This window comes from Pseudomonas sp. 05N431, assembly GCF_056397005.1.
The window spans coordinates 1-24484 of sequence record NZ_JBFTMN010000011.1 but is presented as its reverse complement, the minus strand read 5'-3'; the positions used below and the strand labels follow the sequence as shown (position 1 = coordinate 24484).

At 59.7% G+C, this 24484-nt stretch carries 21 protein-coding genes and 1 pseudogene; 9 read left to right on the top strand and 13 right to left on the bottom strand.

Features of this window, described 5'->3' with window-relative positions; genetic code table 11:
- Nucleotides 1-43: 43 nt before the first annotated feature.
- Entirely contained in the window at nucleotides 44-772 is a 729-nt protein-coding gene (locus AC1DIG_RS19445; protein ID WP_477768699.1) for a methyl-accepting chemotaxis protein, read from the bottom strand.
- Between the two features lie 129 nt (nucleotides 773-901).
- A pseudogene (locus AC1DIG_RS19440) lies at nucleotides 902-1834 on the bottom strand (cache domain-containing protein); the annotation flags it as partial.
- 526 nt (nucleotides 1835-2360) lie between these two features.
- On the opposite strand from AC1DIG_RS19440, the gene AC1DIG_RS19435 reads away from it, so the two are divergent.
- Nucleotides 2361-3254 carry a PA4780 family RIO1-like protein kinase gene (locus AC1DIG_RS19435; RefSeq protein ID WP_054595482.1) on the top strand — a complete coding sequence of 298 codons (894 nt, stop codon included), beginning with the start codon at nucleotides 2361-2363 and terminating at the stop codon, nucleotides 3252-3254.
- 237 nt (nucleotides 3255-3491) lie between these two features.
- Entirely contained in the window at nucleotides 3492-4727 is a 1236-nt protein-coding gene (locus tag AC1DIG_RS19430) for an MFS transporter (RefSeq protein ID WP_477768603.1), read from the top strand.
- On the opposite strand, the gene cueR is transcribed toward AC1DIG_RS19430, so the two are convergent.
- From cueR to AC1DIG_RS19415, 3 genes are all read right to left on the bottom strand, one after another.
- The gene (gene cueR / locus AC1DIG_RS19425; protein WP_477768602.1) at nucleotides 4681-5094 is read right to left on the bottom strand and encodes a Cu(I)-responsive transcriptional regulator; all 414 of its coding nucleotides are present in this window, start codon (nucleotides 5092-5094) and stop codon (nucleotides 4681-4683) included. The two genes, AC1DIG_RS19430 and cueR, sit on opposite strands and share 47 nt — an antisense overlap.
- The gene (locus AC1DIG_RS19420; RefSeq protein WP_477768601.1) at nucleotides 5091-7487 is read right to left on the bottom strand and encodes a heavy metal translocating P-type ATPase; all 2397 of its coding nucleotides are present in this window, start codon (nucleotides 7485-7487) and stop codon (nucleotides 5091-5093) included. The genes cueR and AC1DIG_RS19420 overlap by 4 nt, the downstream gene beginning before the upstream one ends.
- 189 nt (nucleotides 7488-7676) lie before the next feature.
- Nucleotides 7677-8054: a hypothetical protein gene (locus AC1DIG_RS19415; protein WP_054594155.1), complete on the bottom strand. Its 378-nt coding sequence runs from the start codon at nucleotides 8052-8054 to the stop codon at nucleotides 7677-7679.
- Between the two features lie 146 nt (nucleotides 8055-8200).
- Here AC1DIG_RS19415 and AC1DIG_RS19410 point away from each other — a divergent pair, with 146 nt between their 5' ends.
- A complete protein-coding gene (locus AC1DIG_RS19410; protein ID WP_477768600.1) occupies nucleotides 8201-8398 on the top strand; it encodes a heavy-metal-associated domain-containing protein in 198 nt (65 codons plus the stop codon).
- A 94-nt stretch (nucleotides 8399-8492) separates the two neighbouring features.
- Nucleotides 8493-9686 carry a multidrug effflux MFS transporter gene (locus AC1DIG_RS19405; protein WP_477768599.1) on the top strand — a complete coding sequence of 398 codons (1194 nt, stop codon included), beginning with the start codon at nucleotides 8493-8495 and terminating at the stop codon, nucleotides 9684-9686.
- Nucleotide 9687: 1 nt separating this feature from the next.
- Here the strand turns inward: AC1DIG_RS19405 and AC1DIG_RS19400 are convergent, their stop codons facing one another.
- A complete protein-coding gene (locus AC1DIG_RS19400) occupies nucleotides 9688-9858 on the bottom strand; it encodes a hypothetical protein (protein WP_019693720.1) in 171 nt (56 codons plus the stop codon).
- Between the two features lie 148 nt (nucleotides 9859-10006).
- Nucleotides 10007-11020 (bottom strand): zinc-binding alcohol dehydrogenase family protein, encoded by a 1014-nt coding sequence (locus AC1DIG_RS19395; RefSeq protein ID WP_477768598.1) that lies wholly within the window; start codon nucleotides 11018-11020, stop codon nucleotides 10007-10009.
- Between the two features lie 115 nt (nucleotides 11021-11135).
- Between AC1DIG_RS19395 and AC1DIG_RS19390 the strand changes: the two genes are divergently transcribed.
- From AC1DIG_RS19390 to AC1DIG_RS19380, 3 genes are all read left to right on the top strand, one after another.
- A complete protein-coding gene (locus AC1DIG_RS19390; RefSeq protein WP_477768597.1) occupies nucleotides 11136-12065 on the top strand; it encodes a LysR family transcriptional regulator in 930 nt (309 codons plus the stop codon).
- A 317-nt stretch (nucleotides 12066-12382) separates the two neighbouring features.
- Complete coding sequence (locus AC1DIG_RS19385; RefSeq protein ID WP_477768596.1) at nucleotides 12383-13117, top strand: ArsR/SmtB family transcription factor; 735 nt, start codon at nucleotides 12383-12385, stop codon at nucleotides 13115-13117.
- A 134-nt stretch (nucleotides 13118-13251) separates the two neighbouring features.
- Nucleotides 13252-14634 (top strand): MFS transporter, encoded by a 1383-nt coding sequence (locus tag AC1DIG_RS19380; RefSeq protein WP_477768595.1) that lies wholly within the window; start codon nucleotides 13252-13254, stop codon nucleotides 14632-14634.
- Nucleotides 14635-14754: 120 nt separating this feature from the next.
- Here the strand turns inward: AC1DIG_RS19380 and AC1DIG_RS19375 are convergent, their stop codons facing one another.
- From AC1DIG_RS19375 to AC1DIG_RS19350, 6 genes are all read right to left on the bottom strand, one after another.
- Complete coding sequence (locus AC1DIG_RS19375) at nucleotides 14755-15708, bottom strand: adenosine deaminase (protein WP_477768594.1); 954 nt, start codon at nucleotides 15706-15708, stop codon at nucleotides 14755-14757.
- Nucleotides 15709-15863: 155 nt separating this feature from the next.
- Entirely contained in the window at nucleotides 15864-17222 is a 1359-nt protein-coding gene (locus AC1DIG_RS19370; RefSeq protein ID WP_477768593.1) for an 8-oxoguanine deaminase, read from the bottom strand.
- Between the two features lie 258 nt (nucleotides 17223-17480).
- Complete coding sequence (locus tag AC1DIG_RS19365) at nucleotides 17481-18167, bottom strand: SDR family oxidoreductase (protein WP_477768592.1); 687 nt, start codon at nucleotides 18165-18167, stop codon at nucleotides 17481-17483.
- Nucleotides 18168-18738: 571 nt separating this feature from the next.
- The gene (locus AC1DIG_RS19360; RefSeq protein WP_477768591.1) at nucleotides 18739-19320 is read right to left on the bottom strand and encodes an IMPACT family protein; all 582 of its coding nucleotides are present in this window, start codon (nucleotides 19318-19320) and stop codon (nucleotides 18739-18741) included.
- Between the two features lie 11 nt (nucleotides 19321-19331).
- Nucleotides 19332-19982 carry a TetR/AcrR family transcriptional regulator gene (locus AC1DIG_RS19355; RefSeq protein WP_477768590.1) on the bottom strand — a complete coding sequence of 217 codons (651 nt, stop codon included), beginning with the start codon at nucleotides 19980-19982 and terminating at the stop codon, nucleotides 19332-19334.
- 109 nt (nucleotides 19983-20091) lie between these two features.
- The gene (locus AC1DIG_RS19350) at nucleotides 20092-21012 is read right to left on the bottom strand and encodes a LysR family transcriptional regulator (protein ID WP_019693711.1); all 921 of its coding nucleotides are present in this window, start codon (nucleotides 21010-21012) and stop codon (nucleotides 20092-20094) included.
- Between the two features lie 124 nt (nucleotides 21013-21136).
- Between AC1DIG_RS19350 and aptA the strand changes: the two genes are divergently transcribed.
- Together aptA and AC1DIG_RS19340 are read left to right on the top strand one after the other, a co-directional pair.
- On the top strand, nucleotides 21137-22486 hold the full coding sequence (gene aptA, locus AC1DIG_RS19345; RefSeq protein WP_477768589.1) for an omega-aminotransferase AptA: 1350 nt from the start codon (nucleotides 21137-21139) through the stop codon (nucleotides 22484-22486).
- Nucleotides 22487-22561: 75 nt separating this feature from the next.
- The gene (locus AC1DIG_RS19340; protein WP_477768588.1) at nucleotides 22562-24055 is read left to right on the top strand and encodes a CoA-acylating methylmalonate-semialdehyde dehydrogenase; all 1494 of its coding nucleotides are present in this window, start codon (nucleotides 22562-22564) and stop codon (nucleotides 24053-24055) included.
- Nucleotides 24056-24484: the final 429 nt, after the last annotated feature.

Sequence of the window (24484 nt, the reverse complement as noted above, 5' to 3'; positions counted from 1 at the left end):
GAGCAAGCCCGCTCCCACATTGGATCTGTGTTGTCCGCGAAGGTCAGGTGCGGAACCGTCGCACCAACCCATCCAGCTCATTCGACAACCCCGCCAGACTCTGCGAGTCGAGCCGTGCCGAGTTGGCCAGTTCGGCCACCAGCTGCGCATCGCCATGGATCTGGCTGATGTGCCGATTGATGTCTTCGGCGACCTGATGCTGTTCTTCCGCGGCGGTGGCGATCTGAGTGTTCATGTCGCGGATCACGTCCACCGATTCGCGAATCTGCCCGAAACTGTTGCGCGCTTCGCCGATCCGGTTGACCGACTGTTGCGATACCTCAAGGCTGGCGTGCATCTGCTGGGTGACCTGACTGGTGCGCTTGGCCAGGTTGCCGAGCAGTCCGTCGATTTCCGCGGTGGAGTCGGCCGTGCGTTTGGCCAGTGCGCGAACCTCATCGGCCACCACCGCAAAACCGCGACCTTGCTCGCCAGCACGGGCCGCTTCGATCGCGGCGTTCAGTGCCAGCAAGTTGGTTTGTTCGGCGATGGAGCGAATGGTGCCGAGGATCGACTGAATGTCATTGCTGTCGCGTTCCAGCTGCTGCATCGACTGCGCCGATTGTTCGATTTCCTGGCTCAACTTGTCGACGCTGTGCACGGCGGCATCGATCTGTTGTTGACCCTCACGGGCCTGACGCTGGCCGCTGTCGGCCGACTCGGCGGCCTGGCTGCAGGAGCGCGCGACTTCGTTGGCGGTGGCGACCATCTCATGGAAGGCCGTAGACACCATGTCCACCGCTTCACGTTGGCGCCCGGCGGCGTCGGCCATGTCGCTGGAGACCTGGGTCGCGCTTTGCGAGTTGGCGAGAATTTTGGTCGCAGCGCCGCCGATGTGCTGGATCAGGCTGCGAATCGCGGCGAGGAACTGGTTGAACCAGTTGGCCAGTTGCGCGGTTTCGTCGCTGCCACGGATCTGCAGGTTCTGGGTCAGGTCGCCTTCACCTTGGGCGATGCCTTCCAGACCGCTGGCGACGCTGCGGATCGGCCGCACGATGAGGCTGGCGAAACTGGCGCCGACCACGGCGAAGAATACGGCCAGTACGGCGGCGATGATCGCGATCAACCAGGTCAGCGCAGTGGCGGAGCTCATCACGTCGGTTTGCTTGATCAGGCCGATGAAGGTCCAGCCCAGTTGCTCCGACGGCCAGACGTTGGCCATGTAGCGCTCGCCGTTCAATTCGACCTCGACCAGGCCTTTGCCGGCCTTGGCCAGTTGTGCGTAACCGTCGCCCAGGCTGCTCAGCGCTTTGAAGTTGTGCTCCGGCTGTTTCGGGTCGACCAGCACGGTGCCGTTGTTTTCCATCAGCATCAGGTAGCCGGATTCACCGAGCTTGATCTGTTTGACGATCTCGGTGAGCTGCTTGAGCGTCACGTCGATGCTGACCACGCCGCCATTGGTGCCGAGCTTGTTATCAATGGTGCGCACGGTACTGACGTAAGTCGCATCATCCTGGGCCCAGTAATAGGCCTCGGTGCGAAACGGTTTGCCCGGTTTGGCTTGCGCTGCCTTGTACCAGGGACGCTGGCGCGGGTCGTAGTTGGCCAGTTTCGGGTCATCGGGCCAGGACACGTAACCCCCGGCACTGGTGCCAATGATGGCGTACGCGTATGACGGATGACTGGCGCCCAGGTCTTGCAGCAAGGCAAACACCTGCTTGTCCATCTCGCCTTGCGGAATCTCCGTTGCGTTGGCGCTCATGTAGGTCTTGAGGCTGGCGTCGCTGTTTTTGATCAACGGCTGGGAGGCCAGGTAGTTGACGTTCTGGCTGATGCCGTCGAAGAAAAGTTGCATGGCATTGCTGACCTGGCGGATCTCTCGACCGCTGCCGTCGACAAAGTTTTCTTTGGCATCGCTGCGCAGGTTCATGACCACCAGGGTGGCGACCAGCACAACCGGCAAGCAGGCGATGACTGCGAACGCCCACGTCAGTTTTTGTTTGATGTTCATCCGCGCTCCAGATTTTTTTTCTTATTAAGCCCACGTAGTGCTGATGACTCGCGGATTGTCGGACAAATTCCTTTCTCTATTAGGACTTCGGCTGCTTGGGGCGGAAATTAAGGGCTATTGGTAAAAATCCTACAAAGAATGGCTTGGCTGATCTCAGGCGCTGTCGCAAATGCCTGCTGATCCAGTCGCTAACGTGCGGCTGACTCTCGGCTATGATCTTCGTCGCTCAGCAGGATTTGCCTGACTAATCTGGCACATTGGGTGCATCTGCAACGTTCATAGGTCGGCAACCCCTCCCCGACAGGAGAGGATTGCCGTATAACGAATGACATTCGCGTGTTTGGTAATAAAGGACCCACAATAAAAGCTGATGAAGACTCCAAAACGCATTGAACCGCTGATCGAGGACGGTCTGGTTGACGAGGTGCTGCGCCCACTCATGAGTGGTAAAGAAGCAGCTGTTTATGTGGTGCGCTGCGGCAACGAGTTACGTTGCGCCAAGGTTTACAAGGAGGCGAATAAACGAAGTTTTCGTCAGGCGGCCGAGTATCAGGAAGGTCGCAAGGTCCGTAACAGCCGTCAGGCTCGCGCGATGGCCAAGGGCTCCAAGTTCGGTCGTAAAGAAACCGAAGACGCCTGGCAGAACGCCGAGGTTGCGGCATTGTTCCGTTTGGCCAGTGCCGGGGTGCGAGTGCCCAAGCCGTTCGACTTCCTGGAAGGCGTGCTGCTGATGGAGCTGGTGGCGGACGAGTACGGCGATGCCGCGCCGCGTCTCAACGACGTGGTGCTGGAAGCGGATCAGGCGCGTGAGTACCACGCCTTCCTGATTTCGCAGATCGTGCTGATGCTGTGTACCGGTCTGGTGCACGGTGACCTGTCCGAGTTCAACGTATTGCTGACCCCGGACGGCCCGGTGATCATCGACCTGCCCCAGGCAGTTGACGCTGCCGGCAACAACCACGCGTTCAGCATGCTGGAGCGCGATGTGGGCAACATGGCCTCGTACTTCGGGCGCTTTGCGCCGGAGTTGAAGCGGACCAAGTACGCCAAGGAAATGTGGGCCCTGTATGAAGCCGGCACCCTGCACCCGGCCAGCGTCCTGACCGGTGAGTTCGACGAGCCGGAAGAGCTGGCGGACGTAGGCGGCATCATGCGTGAGATCGAGGCCGCGCGCCTTGACGAGGAACGTCGACAAGCGGTTCGCGCCGCAGACGACGCACCGCCAGGCAAAACCGAAGAACCGCCTCCACCGTGGATGCAGTGATCGGTTGACGAAAAACCCGGCTTTGGCCGGGTTTTTTGTGTGTGCTTGCCCAAAAATGAAATTCAACACAGAACCACTGTGGGAGCGAGCTTGCTCGCGATGGGGCCATTACTTTCAACATCATTGTTGACTGTCAGTCCGCTATCGCGAGCAAGCTCGCTCCCACATGAGTATCCGCAGGTTGTTAAATCGCGTTAACTGCACGACACCCAAGGCAACGCTCGGTCAAGGATGATTGTGAACACCGACCTTACGCACGAAGAATCCACCCGCAACGCCCAACTGATCATCGCGGCGCGACTGGTCTCGGACTTCGGTGCGTTTCTCAATATGGTGGCGCTGGCCACTTACGTTTACCTGCTCAGCAACAGCGCCATGAGTGTCGGGATCTTTCTCGCCAGCCGCGTGGCCGGTGGGATTTTCGCCAGTTTGATCGGCACGACATTTTATCGTCGCTGGATCGGGCGCCTGCCGCTGATAGCCTTCGATCTGCTGCGTGCCGGGCTATTAGGCCTGTTGCTGGTGCTGCCGGTGTCGCAGCAAGCGCTGCTCTTGCCGGTGATCGCTTTCGGCCTGGGGTTCGGCAACTCGATGTTTGCCATCGGCCTCAACAGTCAGTTGCCGCACATGATCGCTGGAGAGCAATTGCTCAAGACCAACGCCTGGATCACTTCGGCGTCGTCCGCCGCGATGGTTGGTGGGAGTCTGGTGTCCGGGCTGTTGGTGGCCGGTTTCGGCTTCGAAACGGTGTTTGCGCTGAACGTCGTCACTTATCTGTTGGCGGCGCTATTCATCGTGGCGTTACGGTTCTCCAGATCTGCACCGAATGCCGAGCCAACCCACAAGGGCGCCGAATGGACCGCGCTACGCCAAGGCCTGCGCGGCTCGCCGGTCATCGCCGCGATGCTCGCGCTGGCGATGGCCGACACCCTCGGCAGTGCCGCGCACAACGTGGGTTTTCCGATCATATCCAGGCTGCTGACACCCGAGTCGGCCAGTACCACGCTGGGCCTGATGCTGGCGGTGTGGGCGTGTGGCAAGTTGATCGGGGCGCGGGTGGCCAGCCGCTTGCCAGGTTCGGAAAATTCGAACCTGGAGCGGCGGTTCTTTTTCGGCGTGTTGTTGATGTCCAGCGGCTTCATCCTGATGTTCCAGCAACAGAGCCTCTACGGCTTGCTGCTGTTTGCGTTGCCGGCGGGGCTGGGGGATGGCTTTTCCGAGGTCGGGCTGATGTCGCGCTTGCAGCGTGAACCGGACAGCCTGCGCCTGCCGATTTTCAGCTTTCTGACCTTGCTGCAAATGACCGGGTTCGGCGTCGGCATGTTGATCGCCGCGCCGTTCTATAACGTGTGGACACCCGGTGCGGTGGTACTGCTGTTTCACGGGATCCCCCTCAGCACCTTGCTGGTGCTGAAGGTTTTGGCGATCAGGAGCGAGCGGGCTCGACGCAGCAGCCCGACGCCAGTTCCTTGAGAATCGGACAGTCCGGGCGGTGATCGCCATGACAGTGTTCCACCAGATCCTGCAAGGTGTCGCGCAACTGGCCGAGTTCGCGGATTTTCTGGTTCAGCTCGTCGATGTGCTGACGGGCCAGTGCCTTGACGTCGGCGCTGGCCCGTTGGCGATCCTGCCAGAGGGTCAACAGTTTGCCGACCTCTTCCAGGGAAAACCCGAGATCGCGTGAACGCTTGATGAACGCCAGGCTGTGCAGGTCGTCGTCGCCATAGATGCGGTAGCCGCTGTCGGTGCGATGGGCTGCCTTGAGCAGGCCGATCGATTCGTAATAGCGAATCATCTTGGCGCTCAGGCCGCTGTGTCTGGCTGCTTGGCCGATGTTCATTCCGTGCCCTCCAGGTCTTTCGGCTTCCAGGTCTTGAGCAGTAAAGCATTGCTCACCACGCTGACGCTGGACAAGGCCATCGCCGCACCGGCGATCACCGGGTTGAGCAAGCCGAAAGCTGCCAGCGGAATGCCAATCAGGTTGTAGACGAAGGCCCAGAACAGGTTCTGGCGGATCTTCGCGTAGGTCTTGCGGCTGATTTCCAGTGCTGCCGGCACCAGGCGTGGGTCGCCGCGCATCAAGGTGATCCCGGCTGCGTGCATCGCAACGTCGGTGCCGCCGCCCATGGCGATGCCGATATCTGCCGCTGCCAGCGCCGGAGCGTCGTTGATGCCGTCGCCGACCATCGCCACGACGCCGGTCTTTTTCAGCTCAGCGACGGTCGAGGCTTTTTCGGCTGGCAACACTTCGGCATGTACATTGCTGATGCCCAGTGCTTGTGCAACCACTCGGGCGCTGCCACGGTTGTCACCCGTCAGCAGGTGACTGCCGATGTGTTGCTCATTGAGTGCTTCGATGGCGTGCAACGCGCCAGGCTTGAGGGTGTCGCCAAAGGCGAACAGGCCGAGCACCTTGGGTTCGGGGCTTTGTTCGATCAGCCATGACAAGGTTCGACCCTCGGCTTCCCAGGCGTTGGCGGATTCGCTGAAGGGACCGGCGTTCAAGCCGCTTTCTTCCAGCAGACGGCGATTACCCAGCGCCAATTGGCGACCTTCCAGCGTGCCGGCAATGCCGCGACCGGTCAGTGATTGGCTGGCGCTGACATCGGCCACCGGCAAGTCACGCTCGGCGCAGGCGTCGAGCACGGCTTTGGCCAGCGGGTGTTCGCTGCCGCGTTGCAGGGCGCCGGCCTGTTGCAGCAGGGTCGCTTCGTTGCCGTCGATGGCACTCAAGTGAGCGATGCGCGGTGTGCCGGACGTCAGTGTGCCGGTCTTGTCGAACACCACCACGCTGACTTCATGGGCGCGCTCCAGCGCTTCGGCGTCCTTGATCAGAATGCCGTGGCGCGCGGCCACACCGGTGCCTGCCATGATCGCGGTCGGTGTTGCCAGGCCGAGGGCGCAAGGGCAGGCGATCACCAGCACCGCGACCGCGTTGATCACCGCCGTTTCCAGCGGTGCGCCGTACAGCCACCAGCCGATCAAGGTCGCCAGTGCTAAAAGCAGCACGACGGGGACGAACACCTGGCTGACTTTATCCACCAGCTTTTGGATCGGTGCCTTGCCGGCCTGTGCGTCTTCGACCAGCCGGATGATTCGCGCCAGGACAGTTTCCGCGCCAAGGGCTTGAGTCCGCACCAGCAGCCGGCCTTCGCCATTGATCGCACCACCAGTCACCTTGTCGCCGGGTTGTTTCGGCACCGGCAGGCTTTCGCCGCTGATCAGCGCTTCGTCGGCGTGGCTCTGGCCTTCAATCACTTCACCGTCCACCGGGAAACGTTCACCGGGTTTGACCAGCACCAGATCGCCTAGGCGCAACGCGCTGATGGCAACGTCTTGTTCACGGCCATCGATCACCTGAATTGCTCGCTCCGGCCGCAAGGCTTCGAGGGCGCGAATGGCGCTGGCGGTCTGGCGTTTGGCGCGGCTTTCGAGGTATTTGCCGAGCAACACCAGCGCGATCACTACCGCCGAAGCTTCGAAATAAAGATGCGGCATGCTGCCGGCGCTGGCGGTGGCCCACAGATAAATGCTCAAGCCATAACCGGCGCTGGTGCCCAAGGCCACCAGCAGGTCCATGTTGCCGGCGCCCGCGCGAACGGCCTTCCATGCAGCGACATAAAAGCGTGCACCGAAGATGAATTGCACTGGCGTCGCCAACGCAAACTGCGCCCAGGCCGGGAGCATCCAGTGCAGGCCAAACGGCTGCACCAGCATTGGCAGCACCAGTGGCAAGGCCAGCACGATTGCCAGCAGCAGGCTCCAGCGCTCATGGCGCAGCCGTTGTTGCTGATCGTTGTCAGTGGACTGCTCGGTTTCCCAGACGCTGGCGGTATAACCGGCCTTGCTGACTGCGCCGATTAATACTTGAGGGTCGATCTGACCGAGCAGTTCGAGGTGCGCGCGTTCGTTGGCGAGGTTGACGCTGACGCTGTTCACCCCGGCGATTTTTTTCAAGGCACGTTCGACCCGACCGACACACGAGGCGCAGGTCATACCGCCAATGCTCAATTCGAGGCTGTGCGCGGGCACGCTGTATCCGGCTTGCTGCACCGCTTCCATCAGCGCTGGCAAACTGTCGCGAGGGGCCTGGACGCGCGCTTGCTCGGTGGCCAGGTTGACGCTAACGCTGCTTGCGCCAACAACTTTGCTCAACGCACGCTCGACACGTCCCGCGCAGCTGGCACAGGTCATGCCGGATATCGGCAGATCGAAGGTGGTGGAATCGGACATCGGTCTTACTCCCTGTAGAGATGACCTACAGGATCAACCTTGCCACGCGGGCAAGGTCAAGCGCCATCGTAAGGGCACTACAAAACCGTGGGAGCGCGGCTTGCGCGCGATGAACGATGACGCGGTTGGCCTGAACCACCGCGTTGCCTGCATCGCGGGCAAGCCACGCTCCCACAGAAAACGGGTGGATCAATACCCCAATGCGGCGGGCTTGAGGTACATGCCTTGCTGGTTCATGGCGATGCGGAATTTCAACAGGTCACCCGCCCGCAGCGTGATGTTCTGCGAACCCGGGGCCAGCATCCCGGCACTGCAACCTGGCGCCTGGCCGGGCAGCAGTTTTAGCCGCAAGGAGTAGTTGCCCGGTGGCAAATTGAACGAGGTGCTTTGTTCCTGGAACAACCGCGCCGACAACTGATCCTGGATGTACACGCCAATCTCGCACGAGGTCGCGACTTCCAGGCGCTCGCGAGAAATGATCAGCACACCGTAGTCTTCGGCGCTGGCCGAGGGCGCGGCGGCGAAAAGACTGAGCATGCCGAATAGGCTGAAAGCTGACCAGCGCATGGCTGCATCTCCTGCTTTTGAGTCATTGATGGCGAAGCTTGGCCGAGCGCGACGATGATTGCCAGCCCGGCAGATCACAGCAGAACTTGACCTTGCCACCGTGGCAAGCTCAAGACTGGTTTCAATCTCATCAAAGGAGCTGCCTCATGCAAGTATTCAACGTTCAAGGAATGTCGTGCGGTCACTGTGTTCGGGCCATTACCGAGGCGCTGCAAGCCAAGGATCCGGCGGCCAGTGTCCGGGTCGATCTCGCGGCGAAGGAAGTCGGCGTGGAGAGCGCGTTGTCGACAGAGCAGGTGATCAACCTGATCAGCGAAGAAGGCTACGCGGTCACGCTGGCCTGAACCTTTTTAATAGTTAGCGACCTATCGGAATGTTCAAGGCGTCCACGCGCGGCTAGACTGTCGGGCTGCTGACTGACGTATAACTGGACGCCTGATGAACCTCCGTACCATTCTGATTCTTGGCGCCCTGAGCGCTTTCGGGCCGCTGGCCATCGATTTCTATCTGCCAGCCTTCCCGGCCATGGCGGCAGCTTTCGGCACGGATGAAAAACACGTCCAGTTGACCCTGGCAGCTTATTTCCTCGGCCTGTCGATTGGTCAATTGGCTTACGGCCCGGTGGCCGATCGCTTCGGCAGGCGCATGCCATTGCTGGTGGGCGTCGGTCTGTTCACCCTGGCATCGCTGGTGTGCGCGTTTGCGCCGAGCCTTGAGTGGCTGATCGCGGCCCGTTTCGTTCAGGCGTTGGGTGGCTGCGCCGGGATGGTGATTTCCCGCGCGGTGGTCAGCGACAAGTGCGACGCGGTGGGTTCGGCGAAAGTCTTTTCTCAACTGATGCTGGTAATGGGCCTGGCCCCGATTCTTGCGCCAATGCTTGGCGGTCTGCTGGTCAACCTGTATGGCTGGCAGTCGATCTTTATCGCCTTGACGGTGTTCAGCGCATTGTCGGCCCTGGCGGTTGCGCTAGGCCTGCCGGAAAGTTTGCCGGCCAACCAGCCGCGACAGCCGTTGTCGGGTGCTTTGCGTCAATACGGTCGTCTGCTCACTGACAGGATCTTCCTCGGTCATGCCTTGACCGGTGGCATCGCGATTGCCGGGATGTTTGCCTACATCGCCGGCTCGCCTTTCGTGTTCATCAAGCTATACGGTGTCCCGGCCGAGCACTTCGGCTGGTTGTTCGGCACCAATGCGGCGGGCTTCATTTTGGTGGCGCAGGTCAACGCCCGGTTGCTCTCCAAACGCGGCCCGGCCTTTTTGCTGGCGCGCACCGTATGGATTTATCTGGCGGCAGGCCTGAGCTTGCTGGCGGTCAGTTCACTGCATACCGAGCATTTGTGGCCGTTGCTGATCCCGCTGTTCATCTGCATCGCAAGCCTGGGTTGCATCATTCCCAATGCCTCGGCGTGTGCGATGAGCGGACAGGGCGCGCGCGCAGGCAGCGCTTCGGCGATGCTCGGTTGCTTGCAGTTCAGTGTTGCAGCAGGCGCGGCGGCGTTGGTCGGCGTGCTGCACGACGGCACAGCGATGCCGATGGCGATGGTCATCAGCCTGTGCGGAATATTAGTGGTGAGCGTCGCGATGCTCACCCGCCGGCTGCAGGTTGCCCGGGCAGCGCAAGCCGTGACTTGAGTCAGCCGGTTGCTCGTTGCTGGCGTTCGGGGAGTTGATGAGGGGCGTGCAAGCGAGCCTCGAGGGTCGAGGTAAAAGCGCGAGCTTCGGCTTCACTGCGGAAGTTCACCGCGTGGTTGTCCAGGCGGACCTGCCACTGGGATTTTGCCAATTCTTTTATCAGGATCTTCATTGCTGACTTCCTCACCTAAAAGACTGCACTGCGGGAGGCTCGATTGTAGACCTGAATCAAATAGGATTTGTGACGCGTATCAACTCCTCGGACTGACGGTGCGTTTCGTTTCTGAAACAGCAAGCGGAACACACCGTCTTCTAAACCCCTAGAAGCCTTCGAGGACGATCTTGCCCTTGGACGTGCCGCTTTCCAGCAGTGCATGGGCACGGCGCAGATTGGCGGCATTGATCGTGCCAAAGTGTTCGCCGACCGTGGTTTTCAATGTGCCCGCGTCGATCAGCTCGGCCACCCGGTTCAGCAGCTTGTGCTGTTCGAGCATGTCGGCAGTTTCGAACAGCGAGCGGGTGTACATGAATTCCCAGTGCAACGACAGGCTCTTGCGTTTGAGCTTGGTCACGTCGAGTGCCTTCGGATCATCGATCAGCGCAAGCTTGCCTTGAGGCGCGAGGGCTTCGACCAGTTGTTCGAAGTGCTGATCGGTTTCGGTCAGGCTGGCAACGTGAGTCACCTGAGGGTGACCGGCGCGCTTGAGTTCTTCGCTCAGCGGTTGGCTGTGATCAATTACCAGGTCGGCGCCCAGTTCGCGTACCCAGCTTTGGGTCTGCGGGCGAGAGGCAGTACCGATGACTTTCAGTGCGGTGAGCTGACTGGCCAGTTGAGTCAGAATCGAGCCCACGCCACCAGCGGCCCCGACGATCAGCAGGCTTTGGCCTTGATCGGTTTTGCCTTCGCGCACTTGCAGGCGTTCGAACAACAACTCCCATGCGGTGATCGCGGTCAGCGGTAGCGCGGCGGCTTCGGCGAAGCTCAGGGACTTGGGCATATGGCCGACAATGCGCTCGTCTACCACATGCAGTTCACTGTTGCCGCCTGCGCGCGCGATGGAGCCCGCGTAGTAAACCTTGTCACCGGCCTTGAACAGACTGACGTCGCTGCCGACCGCCTTGACCACGCCGGCCACATCCCAGCCCAGCACTTTTGCGACACCCTCATCGGGCGCGACATTCTGGCGAACCTTGGTGTCCACCGGATTGACCGAGATGGCTTTGACTTCAACCAGCAAATCCCGTGGGCCTGCAACCGGCTCGGGCAGTTCGATGTCCTGCAGCGATTCTGGATCGTTGATGGGCAGCGAACGGTAGTAGGCAATGGATTTCATGGGGAGTTTCTCACGGGTTATTCGATGGCATGGATGATTGGTGATTTCTCTTGAAGATAAAACCGGCTAAAAGAACAGTCTCTTTCAATATTTTTTTGATAATGCAGGTGGGGTGATGCTGCGTTTCGATGACTTGCAGTTGTTCGTCCGGGCTGCGGACCTGGGTAGTCTGTCTGCGGCGGCGCGGGTCATGGACCTGTCGGCGGCGGTGGCCAGCGCCGCGTTGAAGCGGATCGAACAGCAATTGGGCGCGCGGTTGCTGGCGCGTTCGACTCGCAGTCTGCGTCTGACTGCAGAGGGCGAGGGCTTTTTGGAGTACGCCCGCGCGGCGCTGAGCAATCTGGATGAAGGACGTCGTTTACTGGCCAGCGGACAGGATCAGGTCAGCGGCGTATTGCAGCTGTCGGCACCTTCGGACTTCGGTCGCAATTTGCTGCTGCCGTGGCTGGACGAATTCCAGCGTGAGCATCCAAAACTGACGGTACGCCTGCTGTTGGGCGACCGGATTGCCGACCTGTTCCGCCAACCGGTGGACATTGCCCTGCGCTACGGGGAGCCGGAAGACTCGAGCCTGGTGGCGCTGCCGATCGCCCCGGACAACCGTCGTGTGTTGTGTGCTGCACCGCACTATCTCGCGCGGCATGGCGAACCGCGCCAGCTGGAGCAACTGGCCCAGCACAATTGCCTGTTGTACATGCTGGGCAGTCGGGTTCACGACCACTGGAGTTTTCATGACGGCAAGCGGGAGGTGAGCCTGACCGTCAGCGGTGATCGTTTCAGTGATGATGCGGACGTAGTGCGTCTATGGGCGGTGGCTGGTGCCGGAATTGCCTACAAGTCCTGGCTGGATGTAGCCGGCGATGTCCTGGCCGGGCGCTTGAAAGTGCTGATGCCGGCGCTGCGCTGTGAGCGTGCACCGCTGAATTTGCTGTGCGCGCATCGCGCTCAATTGAGTAAGCCAGTGAACCTGCTGAGTGAAATGCTCAAATCACGATGTGCCCAATTGTCGGCTCAATCGCCAGCAATGATCGGTGCGGGCGAGTAGTCGCACGCAAATAGGGAAAATTCTGGCAGGAACTATCACCTCCAAAAGCTTCCGGCCGGCAGGAACCGAAGATCATCGCGCATATACTAGGGGCTGCCTGGTGTCGCACCGTTGCCGGCGACGTTGCGATGTCTCGCTCAAAGCGGTTGGACGCTGTGCTGATCGTTGTTGAGCCCGGTCGGGGTTTTCGAAGAGGTTCGTCGCATCCGTTGCTTATACCGCCCGGCTTTTGGCGGTTTTCACGCCTTGGCCGGCAGCACATTACTGGTCAAGATGTCCCAGAGCAGTAGACAAATGATTCAACAGGGAGTGAATACATGGAACATGCACCTTGCATCAGTCAGATAGCCACGTTGCTGGCAGACCCGAAGCGTAGCGCAATGATGTGGGCCTTGATGGACGGTACTGCACGGCAATCCGAGGAGTTGGCTTTGCTGGCAGGCTTGTCGCCGTCATCGGCCAATGCGCACCTGGGGCGTTTGTCCAGCGGTGGACTGTTGAAAGTCGAGGAGCGTGGGCGCAAGCGGTTTTTCCGGCTTGCAGCTCCCGAAATCGGTGCGGCGGTTGAAGCGCTGGCCAGCGCCACTCTGGCCAGCCTGCCAGGCAAGGTTCCAGAGTTGCTCAAGCGCACCAGCCCATCGACGAAAGTGCGTACGGCGCCTTCGTCATTGCTTCGGGCCAGGCTCTGTGATGACCATCTGGGGGGAAGCCTGGCAGCCGATCTGTATCAGCGAATGCTCGATGCCGGCTGGATCGAACAGCTGGACAAGCGTGTCATCGTGACCCACAAAGGCGCCAATCAGCTGGCAACCCACGGCGTGTTCATTCAGGCCCTGGCCCACAGCACCTCGCGCGTTGTCTGCGCCTGCCCGGATTGGAGCGAGCGCCGACCGCATCTAGGCGGCACACTGGGGGCGGCGGTATTGCAGCTGTTCATGCAGTCCGGCTGGTTGAATCTGCCCAGCGACACGCGTGTTCTGCAGATCACCGCGGCCGGTCAGCGTGAAATCGATCAGTTCGCCAAAGAGGCCGAGTTGGAAATGGCGCTTTAGCAACCGTTGAAATCGACGTCTGTGGCCAGAGGTTTCAGACGTCGCTCAGAGCTGTGGCCAGGTCGTATCCAGCAATAGTGACCCCAGGCGATCCCGCACACTCGATTCGGGGATCATCGAATGGGGGGTAGGGTATGGAAACGCAGGGCTATAGCGCGGCAGAACGTCTGGAACGACTGCCCGTCAGCGGTTATCACCGGATCATTTTCATCATCATTGCCCTGGCTTTTTTCTTCGACTCCATGGACCTGGCAATGATGACGTTCCTCTTGGGCTCGATTAAAGCCGAGTTCGCTCTGAGCACGGCGCAGGCCGGGTTGCTGGCCAGTTCGAGCTTCTTCGGCATGGTGCTTGGCGCGTCGTTGTCCGGGATGCTTGCCGACCGCTTCGGGCGCAAACCGGTGTTTCAGTGGAGCATCGTGTTGTGGGGCATCGCCAGTTACCTCTGTTCTACGGCGCAAAGCGTCGAGACGCTGACGCTGTTTAGAGTGCTTCTGGGGATCGGCATGGGCATGGAATTTCCGATTGCCCAATCGATGCTGTCCGAATTGATCCCGGCCAAACGGCGCGGGCGCTACATCGCGTTGATGGATGGCTTCTGGCCGCTGGGTTTTGTCGCGGCGGGCGTGCTGTCTTACTTCCTGTTACCGCTGGTTGGCTGGCGCGACATCTTCCTGGTGCTGGCGGTGCCGGCGGTGTTTGTCCTGGCGATCCGCTTCTTCATTCCCGAGTCACCACGTTGGCTGGAACAGGCCGGACATCATGTGGCGGCGGACAAGGTTTTGCAGCGTATTGAAGACAAGGTGCGGGGCTCGCTGGGGCGCGCCGATCTGCCGGAGCCGATTCGTTTGCCCAGAATCGAGAGTCGTCCGGGGCACTTTCTTTCGGCCTTGAATGAAATCTGGTCACCGTTGTACCGCCAACGCACGATGATGATCTGGAGCGTCTGGTTTTTTGCCTTGCTTGGCTTCTATGGCCTGACTTCCTGGCTCAGCGCATTGTTGCAGCAGTCGGGGTTTGCGGTGACTCAGTCGGTGTATTACACCGTGCTGATTTCTCTTGGCGGGATTCCCGGTTTTCTCATGGCTGCCTGGCTGGTGGAGCGTTGGGGACGCAAGCCGGTGTGCATCATCACCTTGCTCGGTGGTGGGGTGATGGCGTTTTTGTATGGGCAGAGCGCGGTGTTTGGCGGCAACGTCAGCCTGTTGATCAGTTCGGGCCTGCTGATGCAGTTCTTCCTGTTCGGTATGTGGGCCGTGCTCTACACCTACACCCCGGAGCTCTATCCCACTTCAGCGCGAGCCACCGGTTCCGGGTTTGCCTCGGCGATTGGCCGGGTCGGCTCGTTGCTCGGGCCATTGGTCACCGGGCTGGTGTTCCCGATAACGGGGCAGGGCGGGGTGTTCGCCTTGGGCGCGATGTGTTTCGCCATTGCCGCGGGCGTGGTCTGGTTGTTCGGAATGGAGACGCAGGGCAAGACGCTGGAAGAGTTGAGCGAGGTCGCGCAAGTCGGTTAAACACCGATTCAATGTGGGAGCGAGCTTGCTCGCGATGAGGCCATGACATTCAATATCAATGTTGAATGTCAGTCGGCCATCGCGAGCAAGCTCGCTCCCACATTGGTTTTGCGGTGAAGCTTATGGCTTGACCAGTCTGGCATCCAGGCTGTTCTGTGCCAGGCGCTTGGCCTGATCCTGGGTCATGCCCAAATGGGTATACAGCGCGTGGAAGTTCTCGGTGACATAACCGCCGAAGTACGCCGGGTCGTCCGAGTTCACCGTAACTTTCACCCCACGCTCAAGCATGTCGAGGATGTTGTGCTGGGACATGTCATCGAACACGCACAGCTTGGTGTTGGACAGCGGGCAAACGGTCAACGGGATCTGTTCGTCGATGATCCGCTGCATCAGGCGTTCGTCTTCGATGGCGCGCACACCATGGTCGATACGCTGGATTTTCAGCAGGTCGATGGCTTCCCAGATGTACTCCGGCGGGCCTTCTTCACCAGCGTGAGCAACGGTCAGGAAACCTTCATGTCGAGCGCGATCGAATACGCGCTGGAACTTGCTCGGCGGGTGGCCCATCTCTGAACTGTCCAGGCCGACGGCGACAAACGCATCACGGAACGGCAGCGCCTGGTCGAGGGTTTTCTCGGCTTCTTCTTCGCTCAGGTGACGCAGGAAACTGAGGATCAAACCGCTGGTGATGCCCAGTTGCTGTTCACCGTCTTTCAACGCGCTGGCGATGCCGTTAAGCACCACTTCGAACGGCACGCCACGGTCGGTATGGGTTTGCGGATCGAAGAACGGTTCGGTGTGAATCACGTTCTGCGCCTTGCAACGCAACAGGTAGGCCCAGGTCAGGTCGTAGAAATCCTGAGAGGTGCGCAACACATCGGCGCCCTGGTAATACAGATCCAGGAACTCTTGCAGGTTGTTGAAGGCATAGGCCTTGCGCAGGGTTTCGACGTCGTTCCACGGCAGGGCGATCTTGTTGCGTTCGGCCAGGGCGAACAGCAACTCAGGCTCCAGCGAGCCTTCCAGGTGCAGGTGCAATTCTGCCTTGGGCAGGGCGTTCAGCCAGTCGTACATATTCTTTTCTCATCAGGGTGCAGATAGTGAGCATTCTACAGATGCCTGTAGAAACAATTAGCAAAACCTGACCGGTCGGTTCATCCAACCACCTCATAAGCCTGGGTGTCGGCAAGCGTGGGCAAGGGCCAGCCCTTGCCCACGATGGCGTCCGGTCAGATGCCGGCGATCAATTGCCGCGCCGCCTGGCTGTGATCGGCAATCAAGCCTTTCAGGTCCAGCCCCTCGACTTGCCCATCGATCACTCGCCATTTGCCGCCGATCATCACCCGGTCTGCACGATCCGCGCCACACAACAGCAATGCCGAGATCGGGTCATGGCTGCCGGAGAAGCGCAGCTCATCGAGCTTGAACAGCGCCAGGTCGGCTTGCTTGCCCACCGCCAGTTCGCCGATGTCGCTACGGCCGAGCAATTTCGCCGAACCCTGGGTGGCCCAACCCAGTACCAATTGCGGAGTGATCTTCTGCGCGCCATAACGCAGTCGCTGCAGGTACAGCGCCTGACGGGTTTCGAGGATCATGTTCGAGGCATCGTTGGACGCCGAACCGTCGACCCCCAGGCCCAGCGGTGCGCCGGCAGCCGTCAGCTCCAGGCTTGGGCAAATGCCAGATGCCAGGCGCATGTTCGAACTTGGGCAATGGCAGATGCCGGTACCCGCTGCGCCGAGGCGGGCGATTTCGTCGGGGTTGAAGTGAATGCCGTGCGCCAGCCAGGTGCGCGGGCCGAGCCAGCCGACGCTGTCCAGATAATCCACGGTGCGCAGACCGAAGCGTTGCAGGCAGAAGTCTTCTTCATCGAGAGTTTCGGCGAGGTGGGTGTGCAGGCGCACATCGAGCGTGTTCGCCAATTCGGCGCTGGCCGACATGATTTGCGGCGTGACCGAGAATGGCGAACAGGGGGCCAGGGCGATCTGGATTTGCGCGCCTTCGCCACGTTCGTGGTATTCGGCGATCAGGCGCTGACTGTCGGCGAGAATCACTTCGCCTTGCTGCACGGTTTGCTGGGGCGGCAAGCCACCGTCTTTTTCGCCGAGGCTCATCGAGCCACGGGTCAACATGGCGCGCATGCCGAGTTCACGGACGCTTTCGACTTGCACGTCGATGGCATTTTCCAGGCCCTCGGGAAACAGGTAATGGTGGTCGGCGGCAGTGGTGCAACCCGACAGCAGCAATTCCGCCAGGGCCACCTTGGTCGCCAGCGCGAGTTTTTCAGGGGTCAGTCGGGCCCAGACCGGGTAGAGGGTTTTCAGCCAGGGGAACAGCGGTTGATTGACCACCGGTGCCCAGGCGCGGGTCAGGGTTTGATAGAAGTGATGGTGAGTGTTGATCAGCCCCGGCAGGATCACATGCTCACGGGCATCGAACACTTGTCCACAGGGTGTCGCGGGTTGTTGGCCTTGCTTGAGTACTTCGACGATCAAACCGTCTTGCAGCACCAGGCCGCCACGGGCATCGAGGTCGTTGGCAGTGAAGATCGCGAGGGGATTTTTTAACCAGATACGGGTCGCAGGCATTTGCCGGCTCCTCTGAAAGTTGGGTTCAGGTTCGCCAGCTCAGTGTTGCCCTGTCTGCTGATCCAGGGTCGCCGCGGGGGGCGAAGTGCGAAGTTTCGAACAAAAGCGCTTTTCGGGCAAGCGTCGCTACTACAAGACCGACGTGTGACCCTGTGGGAGCGAGCTTGCTCGCGATAGCTGACTGACAGTCGACATCTGCGTTGAATGTACCGTCGTCATCGCGAGCAAGCTCGCTCCCACAGGGGGGATGGGTGGTGTTTACCAGGGAATTGTTTCACCGCGGTAGTTCACAAAATGATGCCCACCCTTGCCGGCATAGGCGTTCACCTGATCGACCAGCCCGCGGGTACTGGTGTCGACATCGATGTCCGCACCTTCGCCGCCCATGTCGGTTTTAACCCAACCCGGATGCAGCGACAAAACGGTCAATTTCTGTTCGCCCAACTGTGTGACGAAACTATTGGTCATCGAGTTCAGCGCCGCTTTGCTGGCCTTGTACAGTGCCAGTTCTGGCGCATCAGGCATGGTCACGCTGCCGAGCACCGAACTCATGAACGCCAGTACGCCGCTGCCTTCGCGGATCTGCCCGACGAAGCGCTGGGCCAGATTGATGGGCGCCACGGCGTTGGTGAAGAACAATTGCCCCACTTCGGCCAGCGTCGCGCCACCGGGTGTTTGCACTTCCGGGCCTTTGACGCCGGCGTTGACGAACAACAGGTCGAACACCTGGCCTTTGAGTTGTTGACTGAGGGCGATCACCGCTTGCTGATCGTCCATGTCGAGTTTTTCAATCCGTACCTTGCCCAGCGCCTGCAACGCCTCGGCGTTCTGCGGGTTACGCACCGTGGCGGTGACTTGCCAGCCGTCGGCCAGCAGGGTTTTCACCAGCCCCAGGCCGAGGCCGCGTGAGGCGCCGATGATCAGTGCGATTTTTTCCGTAGACATGAGTGGCTTCCTTGAAAAAAGAGGGTCATGGATTCAATGGGCAACGTTGCCCGAGCCGTCCGGGTCCTTGGCTTACCAAAGCGCGGCCACGCTGCTACCGATCTCATCAAGCGTAAAGCCCAGACGTTTGGTGATCAACGCAGAAGGTTGATTTGCGATCGGGCACTACTTCAGGGCGAGGTGCAATATCGGGTGCAGATTTGGCACACGGTAATCTGGTTAAAAAATGAGCATGTGGCTGCGGGCTAAGCCGGCTATGCGACTGCGCCAGCCATGAACGGGTTATCCACAGGTTGCTCCACAGTATTTGTGCGCAAGCTCAAAACCCGGGCATAAACACTGTAAGGCTTTCTTCTAAAGGTGATATGCCGCTCTAACTGTTTGTTTTGCTGTGGAATTGAACCTGTGGATGGCCAGTTGAACGAAAAATGATCAATGGCCGCAAAGCCACGTGGCGGAAGGGTTACAGCGCTGTGTGCTCAGGTTATCCACAGTCGGGTGCACAGCGGTTGTGGGCAAGTGTCGGAAATGTTGGCATGGCGTCAATGCCCCAAAAGATCGCAGCCTGTTTTCAGCGTTGCAACACAATCCGTCCACGACTCAAATCCGCCAATTGGCTCTGCAACGTATCGATCTGCACCTCACCGACGGCCAGTTGCAGTTCCACACCATTGGAGGTGAAGGTTTCTTCCACCACCAACCCGCCCAGTTCCGTCACGCGCAATTTGACCAGGGCCAACTCGCTGAAACCACAGGCACAACTGACGGGCACCCGGCTGATCAGGGCAATCCGCTCGGCGCCTTGCAGGCATTTATTGGCGCTGCCGCCATAGGCCCGGGCGAGGCCGCCGGTGCCCAGTTGAATGCCGCCGTACCAGCGAATCACCACGACTGCGACCTGATCGCAATCCTGCGCTTCGATCGCTGCGAGTATCGGCCGGCCAGCGGTGCCGCCCGGTTCGCCGTCGTCACTGCTGCGGTATTGATCGGCGAGTTTCCAGGCCCAGCAATTGTGTGAAGCGTTCAGGTCGCTGTGCTGCTCGATGAACGCCTGCGCCTCGGCAGCACTGGTGATCGGTGCCGCGAGGGCGATAAAGCGGCTTTTGCGAATCTCTTCGCGGTATTCGCAAAGGCCTGCAAGGGTAAAAGGCATGGCTGAGCGTCTTAAATGGCTGGAGTGAGGCCGCAGCCTTTAAGAATGATGCGGATCAGGTTATCGCCAGCGTCTTCCATGTCCTGCTTGGTCAGTTTGGTACGACCGGTGACGCGGCAGATTTGCGTGGCGAAATCGGCGTAATGCTGGGTGCTGCCCCATAACAGGAAGATCAGGTTCACCGGGTCTACAGGGTCCATCTTGCCGGCGTCGATCCAGGCCTGAAACACGTTCGCGCGGCCCTGGAACCAGGCGCGGTAATCCTGATTGAAGTACTCGGTCAGGCATTCACCGCCGCTGATGACTTCCATGGCGAACACCCGCGAGGCTTGTGGCTGGCGGCGGGAGAACTCCATTTTGGCGCGAATGTAGCGGGTCAGCGCTTCGGCGGGGTCATCTTCGGCAGTAAGGGTGTTAAAGGTGCTGTCCCACAACTGAATGATGTTGCTCAACACCCCGATGTACAGCCCGAGCTTGTTGGTGAAGTAGTAATGCAGATTGGCTTTGGGCAGCCCGGCATTCTGCGCGATGGTGTTCATGCTGGTGCCCTTGAAGCCGTGACGAGCGAATTCGATTTCGGCGGCTTTGAGGATCGCCTCTTCGTTCTTCTGACGAATGCGGCTGGCAGGCTTACCTGCGTGGGCTGGGACTTCAAAGGTCATGGGCGGTTCCGAGCTGGTCAGTGGGTGCACCGTGCGTTGATAGCGCACCCACGGTAATCCGACAAGCTTTGTCGCTATAAAAGCGTCAACGCTGGGCCTTTCATGCGGATCATCGAGTCGCGGCAAGGCTTTCCAGAAAGCTTTCCAGAACCAAATGCGGGCGCCGCCCCTTGCGTGTCACCGATGCCAGGCTCAGGTCATAAAAACGTGCGTCGGGTTTGAGCGCGCGCAAACGACCTTGCTGCACCCACAGGCTGGCGTAGTGGTCTGGCAGATAACCGATATAGCGCCCGGTCAGAATCAGAAACGCCATGCCTTCGCGGTCCGATGCGCTGGCGGTGCAATTGAGCGCCTGATAATGCGCCTGGATCTCGGCCGGTAAACGGAAGGTCGGGGCGATCGCGTCCTGACTATTCAGGCGTTCATCGTCCAGCTGTTTATCGTCGACATAAAACAGCGGATGGCCGACCGCGCAGTAAAGCAGCGAACGTTCGCTGTACAGCGGCTGATACTCAAGACCCGACAAGGCGCTGGCCTGCGGTACCACGCCGACATGCAAGCGCCCATCGAGCACGCCTTGTTCGACTTCATTGGGCGCGATCATGCGGATCTGAATCTGCACGTCCGGCCCACGCTCTTTCAACTGCGCCAGTGCGTGAGTGATGCGCATGTGGGGGAGGGTGACGAGGTTGTCGGTCAGGCCGATGGTCAATTCACCGCGCAAGTGTTGATGCAGGCCGTTGACCTCGGTGCGAAAACTTTCCAGCGCGCTTAATAGCTGCAACGCCGATTGATAGACCTCGCGGCCTTCTTCGGTCAGCGAGAACCCGGCTCGACCACGCTGACACAGACGCAGACCCAGTCGTTGTTCAAGATCGCTCATCTGTTGGCTGATGGCCGAGCGTCCAATCCCGAGCACGCTTTCCGCCGCGGAGAAGCCGCCGCACTCGACCACGCTGCGAAAGATCCGTAGCAGACGGATATCAAAGTCACTGACTTGCGCCAGTGGGTCGGGTCGGCGGCTGCTCATAGTTTAGTGATTGCCTGACTGAAGGTTAGAAGAGTTGGATTTCACCGACTTTATCGTCGTGGCAACTTAGCTGCAAGAACGCTTTTAATCCCTACGCCGCTTATTGCCCTGCGAGGTTTTGCTCATGAACGTGCCTGAAAACGCCCCGGTCTCCCTGGCCAGCCAACTCAAGCTCGATGCCCACTGGATGCCGTACACCGCCAACCGCAATTTCCAGCGCGACCCGCGTCTGATCGTTGCCGCTGAAGGCAGCTACCTGATCGACGACAAGGGCCGTAAAGTCTATGACTCGCTGTCGGGGCTGTGGACCTGCGGCGCAGGGCATACCCGCAAGGAAATCCAGGAAGCGGTGGCCAAACAGTTGGGCACCCTCGATTACTCGCCGGGCTTCCAGTACGGTCACCCGCTGTCGTTCCAGCTCGCCGAGAAAATCACCGAGCTGACCCCGGGCAATCTGAATCACGTGTTCTTCACAGACTCCGGTTCCGAGTGCGCCGATACCGCCGTGAAGATGGTTCGCGCTTACTGGCGTCTGAAAGGTCAGTCGACCAAGACCAAAATGATCGGCCGTGCCCGTGGCTACCACGGCGTGAACATCGCTGGCACCAGCCTGGGTGGTGTGAACGGCAACCGTAAGCTGTTTGGTCAGGCGATGATGGACGTCGACCACCTGCCGCACACTCTGCTGGCGAGCAATGCCTATTCCCGTGGCATGCCGAAAGAGGGCGGTATCGCCCTGGCCGATGAGCTGCTCAAGCTGATCGAGCTGCACGACGCCTCGAACATCGCAGCGGTGTTCGTCGAGCCTCTGGCCGGTTCTGCCGGTGTACTGGTTCCGCCTCAGGGTTATCTGAAGCGTCTGCGCGAAATCTGCGATCAGCACAACATCCTGCTGGTATTCGACGAAGTCATCACCGGCTTCGGTCGTACCGGTTCGATGTTCGGCGCTGACAGCTTCGGTGTGACCCCAGACCTGATGTGCATTGCCAAGCAAGTCACTAACGGTGCCATCCCGATGGGCGCGGTGATCGCCAGTTCGGAGATCTACCAGACCTTCATGAACCAGGCGACGCCGGAATACGCGGTGGAATTCCCGCACGGTTACACCTATTCGGCGCACCCGGTGGCCTGCGCTGCCGGCCTGGCGGCACTCGACCTGCTGCAAAAGGAAAACCTGGTGCAGAGCGTGGCCGAAGTCGCGCCGCATTTCGAGAATGCGCTGCACGGCCTGAAAGGTTCGAAGAACGTCATCGACATCCGTAACTACGGTCTGGCCGGTGCGATCCAGATTGCTGCGCGCGACGGCGACGCCATCGTGCGTCCATTCGAGGCGGGCATGGCGCTGTGGAAGGCGGGTTTCTATGTGCGCTTCGGCGGCGACACCCTGCAGTTCGGTCCAACCTTCAACAGCAAGCCGCAGGATCTCGATCGTCTGTTCGATGCGGTCGGCGAAGTGCTGAACAAGATCGACTGATTAGCCCTTCTATATAAGAACGAACAACGGACGCGCAGCGATGCGCGTCTGTGGACAATTTTTCAGGAGCCCCGCATGAGCCTCATCCCGCATTTGATCAATGGCGAACTGGTAACCGATAACGCTCGCACTGCTGACGTGTTCAACCCGTCTACCGGTCAGCCAATCCATAAAGTGCCGTTGGCCAGCCGTGAAACCATTCAAAACGCCATCGACTCGGCCAAGGCTGCATTTCCGGCCTGGCGCAACACGCCACCGGCCAAACGCGCCCAGGTGATGTTCCGCTTCAAGCAATTGCTGGAGCAGAACGAAGCGCGTATCGCTCAATTGATCAGCGAAGAACACGGCAAGACGCTGGAAGACGCCGCGGGTGAATTGAAGCGCGGTATCGAGAATGTCGAGTTCGCCTGTGCGGCACCGGAAATCCTCAAAGGCGAATATAGCCGTAATGTCGGCCCGAACATCGATGCCTGGTCGGACTTCCAGCCATTGGGCGTGGTGGCCGGTATCACTCCGTTCAACTTCCCGGCGATGGTGCCGTTGTGGATGTATCCGCTGGCGATCGTCTGCGGTAACTGCTTTATCCTCAAACCTTCCGAGCGTGATCCAAGCTCGACGTTGCTGATCGCTCAACTCTTGCTCGAAGCCGGCCTGCCGAAAGGCGTGTTGAGCGTGGTTCACGGCGACAAGGCTGCGGTCGATGCGTTGATCGAAGCACCTGAAGTCAAAGCACTGAGCTTTGTCGGATCGACGCCGATTGCCGAATACATCTATGCCGAAGGTACCAAGCGCGGCAAGCGCGTCCAGGCACTGGGCGGCGCGAAGAACCACGCGGTATTGATGCCGGATGCCGATCTGGATAACGCAGTCAGTGCACTGATGGGCGCGGCTTACGGTTCCTGTGGTGAGCGCTGCATGGCGATCTCGGTGGCCGTGTGCGTCGGCGATCAGGTTGCGGATGCGCTGGTGGCCAAACTGGTTCCGCAAATCAAGGCGCTGAAAATCGGTGCCGGCACTTCGTGTGGTCTGGACATGGGGCCACTGGTTTCCGGTCAGGCTCGCGACAAAGTCAGTGGCTATATAGAAGACGGCGTTTCTGCTGGTGCTTCCCTGGTAGTCGACGGTCGTGGTCTGAGCGTGGCCGGTCATGAGGACGGCTTCTTCCTGGGTGGCTGCCTGTTCGATAACGTCACGCCAGAGATGCGCATCTATAAAGAAGAGATCTTCGGGCCGGTGCTGTGCGTCGTTCGGGTCAACAGCCTGGAAGAGGCGATGCAACTGATCAACGATCACGAGTATGGCAACGGCACCTGCATCTTTACCCGTGACGGGGAAGCGGCGCGGTTGTTCTGCGACGAGATCGAAGTCGGCATGGTTGGGGTTAACGTTCCATTGCCGGTTCCAGTGGCTTACCACAGCTTTGGCGGCTGGAAGCGTTCGCTGTTTGGTGACCTGCATGCGTATGGCCCGGATGGTGTACGTTTCTACACCCGTCGCAAGGCGATTACCCAGCGCTGGCCACAACGTGCAAGCCATGAAGCCTCGCAGTTCGCATTCCCTAGCTTGTAAGTAGAAGGGCAGAAGGCCGGTCCATCTCTTTATAGTGGTGGACCGGCCTTCGTGTTTTCGGGGTTTTTTGACTGATATGACAGATTAATGAAAATAGGTGTTGACGGCAGATTCTGGAAGTCTATAATTCGCCCCACTTCCGGCGCAGTCGAAACGGAAAACTCCTTGGTAAACAAAGAGTTACGCAGTTTTCGACAGCGGTTACGCTTCAGTTTATCGAAGCCTGAAGGAGTTGGTAAGGCAGTGTGTTTTCGCCTTATTGACGGTTCGATCGTCTCGATCGAAAGCGGAGAAAAAGAGGTGTTGACAGCAGCGAGTAACGCTGTAGAATTCGCCTCCCGCTAACGAGAGATCGGAAGCGCAAGTGGTTGAAGTTGCAAAGGAAACTTTGAAAACTTCTGAAAATAACCACTTGACAGCAACAGAGGC

Bases quoted from the DNA above. Each gene is read 5' to 3' on its own strand.
- AC1DIG_RS19375 (WP_477768594.1), bottom strand. From the start codon at position 15,708: ATGTACGACTGGCTGAACGCCCTGCCCAAGGCAGAATTGCACCTGCAC.
- AC1DIG_RS19380 (WP_477768595.1), top strand. From the start codon at position 13,252: ATGGAAACGCAGGGCTATAGCGCGGCAGAACGTCTGGAACGACTGCCC.
- AC1DIG_RS19365 (WP_477768592.1), bottom strand. From the start codon at position 18,167: ATGTCTACGGAAAAAATCGCACTGATCATCGGCGCCTCACGCGGCCTC.
- AC1DIG_RS19370 (WP_477768593.1), bottom strand. From the start codon at position 17,222: ATGCCTGCGACCCGTATCTGGTTAAAAAATCCCCTCGCGATCTTCACT.
- AC1DIG_RS19340 (WP_477768588.1), top strand. From the start codon at position 22,562: ATGAGCCTCATCCCGCATTTGATCAATGGCGAACTGGTAACCGATAAC.
- AC1DIG_RS19415 (WP_054594155.1), bottom strand. From the start codon at position 8,054: ATGCGCTGGTCAGCTTTCAGCCTATTCGGCATGCTCAGTCTTTTCGCC.
- AC1DIG_RS19435 (WP_054595482.1), top strand. From the start codon at position 2,361: ATGAAGACTCCAAAACGCATTGAACCGCTGATCGAGGACGGTCTGGTT.
- AC1DIG_RS19390 (WP_477768597.1), top strand. From the start codon at position 11,136: ATGCTGCGTTTCGATGACTTGCAGTTGTTCGTCCGGGCTGCGGACCTG.
- AC1DIG_RS19400 (WP_019693720.1), bottom strand. From the start codon at position 9,858: ATGAAGATCCTGATAAAAGAATTGGCAAAATCCCAGTGGCAGGTCCGC.
- AC1DIG_RS19360 (WP_477768591.1), bottom strand. From the start codon at position 19,320: ATGCCTTTTACCCTTGCAGGCCTTTGCGAATACCGCGAAGAGATTCGC.
- AC1DIG_RS19420 (WP_477768601.1), bottom strand. From the start codon at position 7,487: ATGTCCGATTCCACCACCTTCGATCTGCCGATATCCGGCATGACCTGT.
- AC1DIG_RS19355 (WP_477768590.1), bottom strand. From the start codon at position 19,982: ATGACCTTTGAAGTCCCAGCCCACGCAGGTAAGCCTGCCAGCCGCATT.
- aptA (WP_477768589.1), top strand. From the start codon at position 21,137: ATGAACGTGCCTGAAAACGCCCCGGTCTCCCTGGCCAGCCAACTCAAG.
- AC1DIG_RS19405 (WP_477768599.1), top strand. From the start codon at position 8,493: ATGAACCTCCGTACCATTCTGATTCTTGGCGCCCTGAGCGCTTTCGGG.
- cueR (WP_477768602.1), bottom strand. From the start codon at position 5,094: ATGAACATCGGCCAAGCAGCCAGACACAGCGGCCTGAGCGCCAAGATG.
- AC1DIG_RS19410 (WP_477768600.1), top strand. From the start codon at position 8,201: ATGCAAGTATTCAACGTTCAAGGAATGTCGTGCGGTCACTGTGTTCGG.
- AC1DIG_RS19445 (WP_477768699.1), bottom strand. From the start codon at position 772: ATGGTGTCTACGGCCTTCCATGAGATGGTCGCCACCGCCAACGAAGTC.
- AC1DIG_RS19350 (WP_019693711.1), bottom strand. From the start codon at position 21,012: ATGAGCAGCCGCCGACCCGACCCACTGGCGCAAGTCAGTGACTTTGAT.
- AC1DIG_RS19385 (WP_477768596.1), top strand. From the start codon at position 12,383: ATGGAACATGCACCTTGCATCAGTCAGATAGCCACGTTGCTGGCAGAC.
- AC1DIG_RS19395 (WP_477768598.1), bottom strand. From the start codon at position 11,020: ATGAAATCCATTGCCTACTACCGTTCGCTGCCCATCAACGATCCAGAA.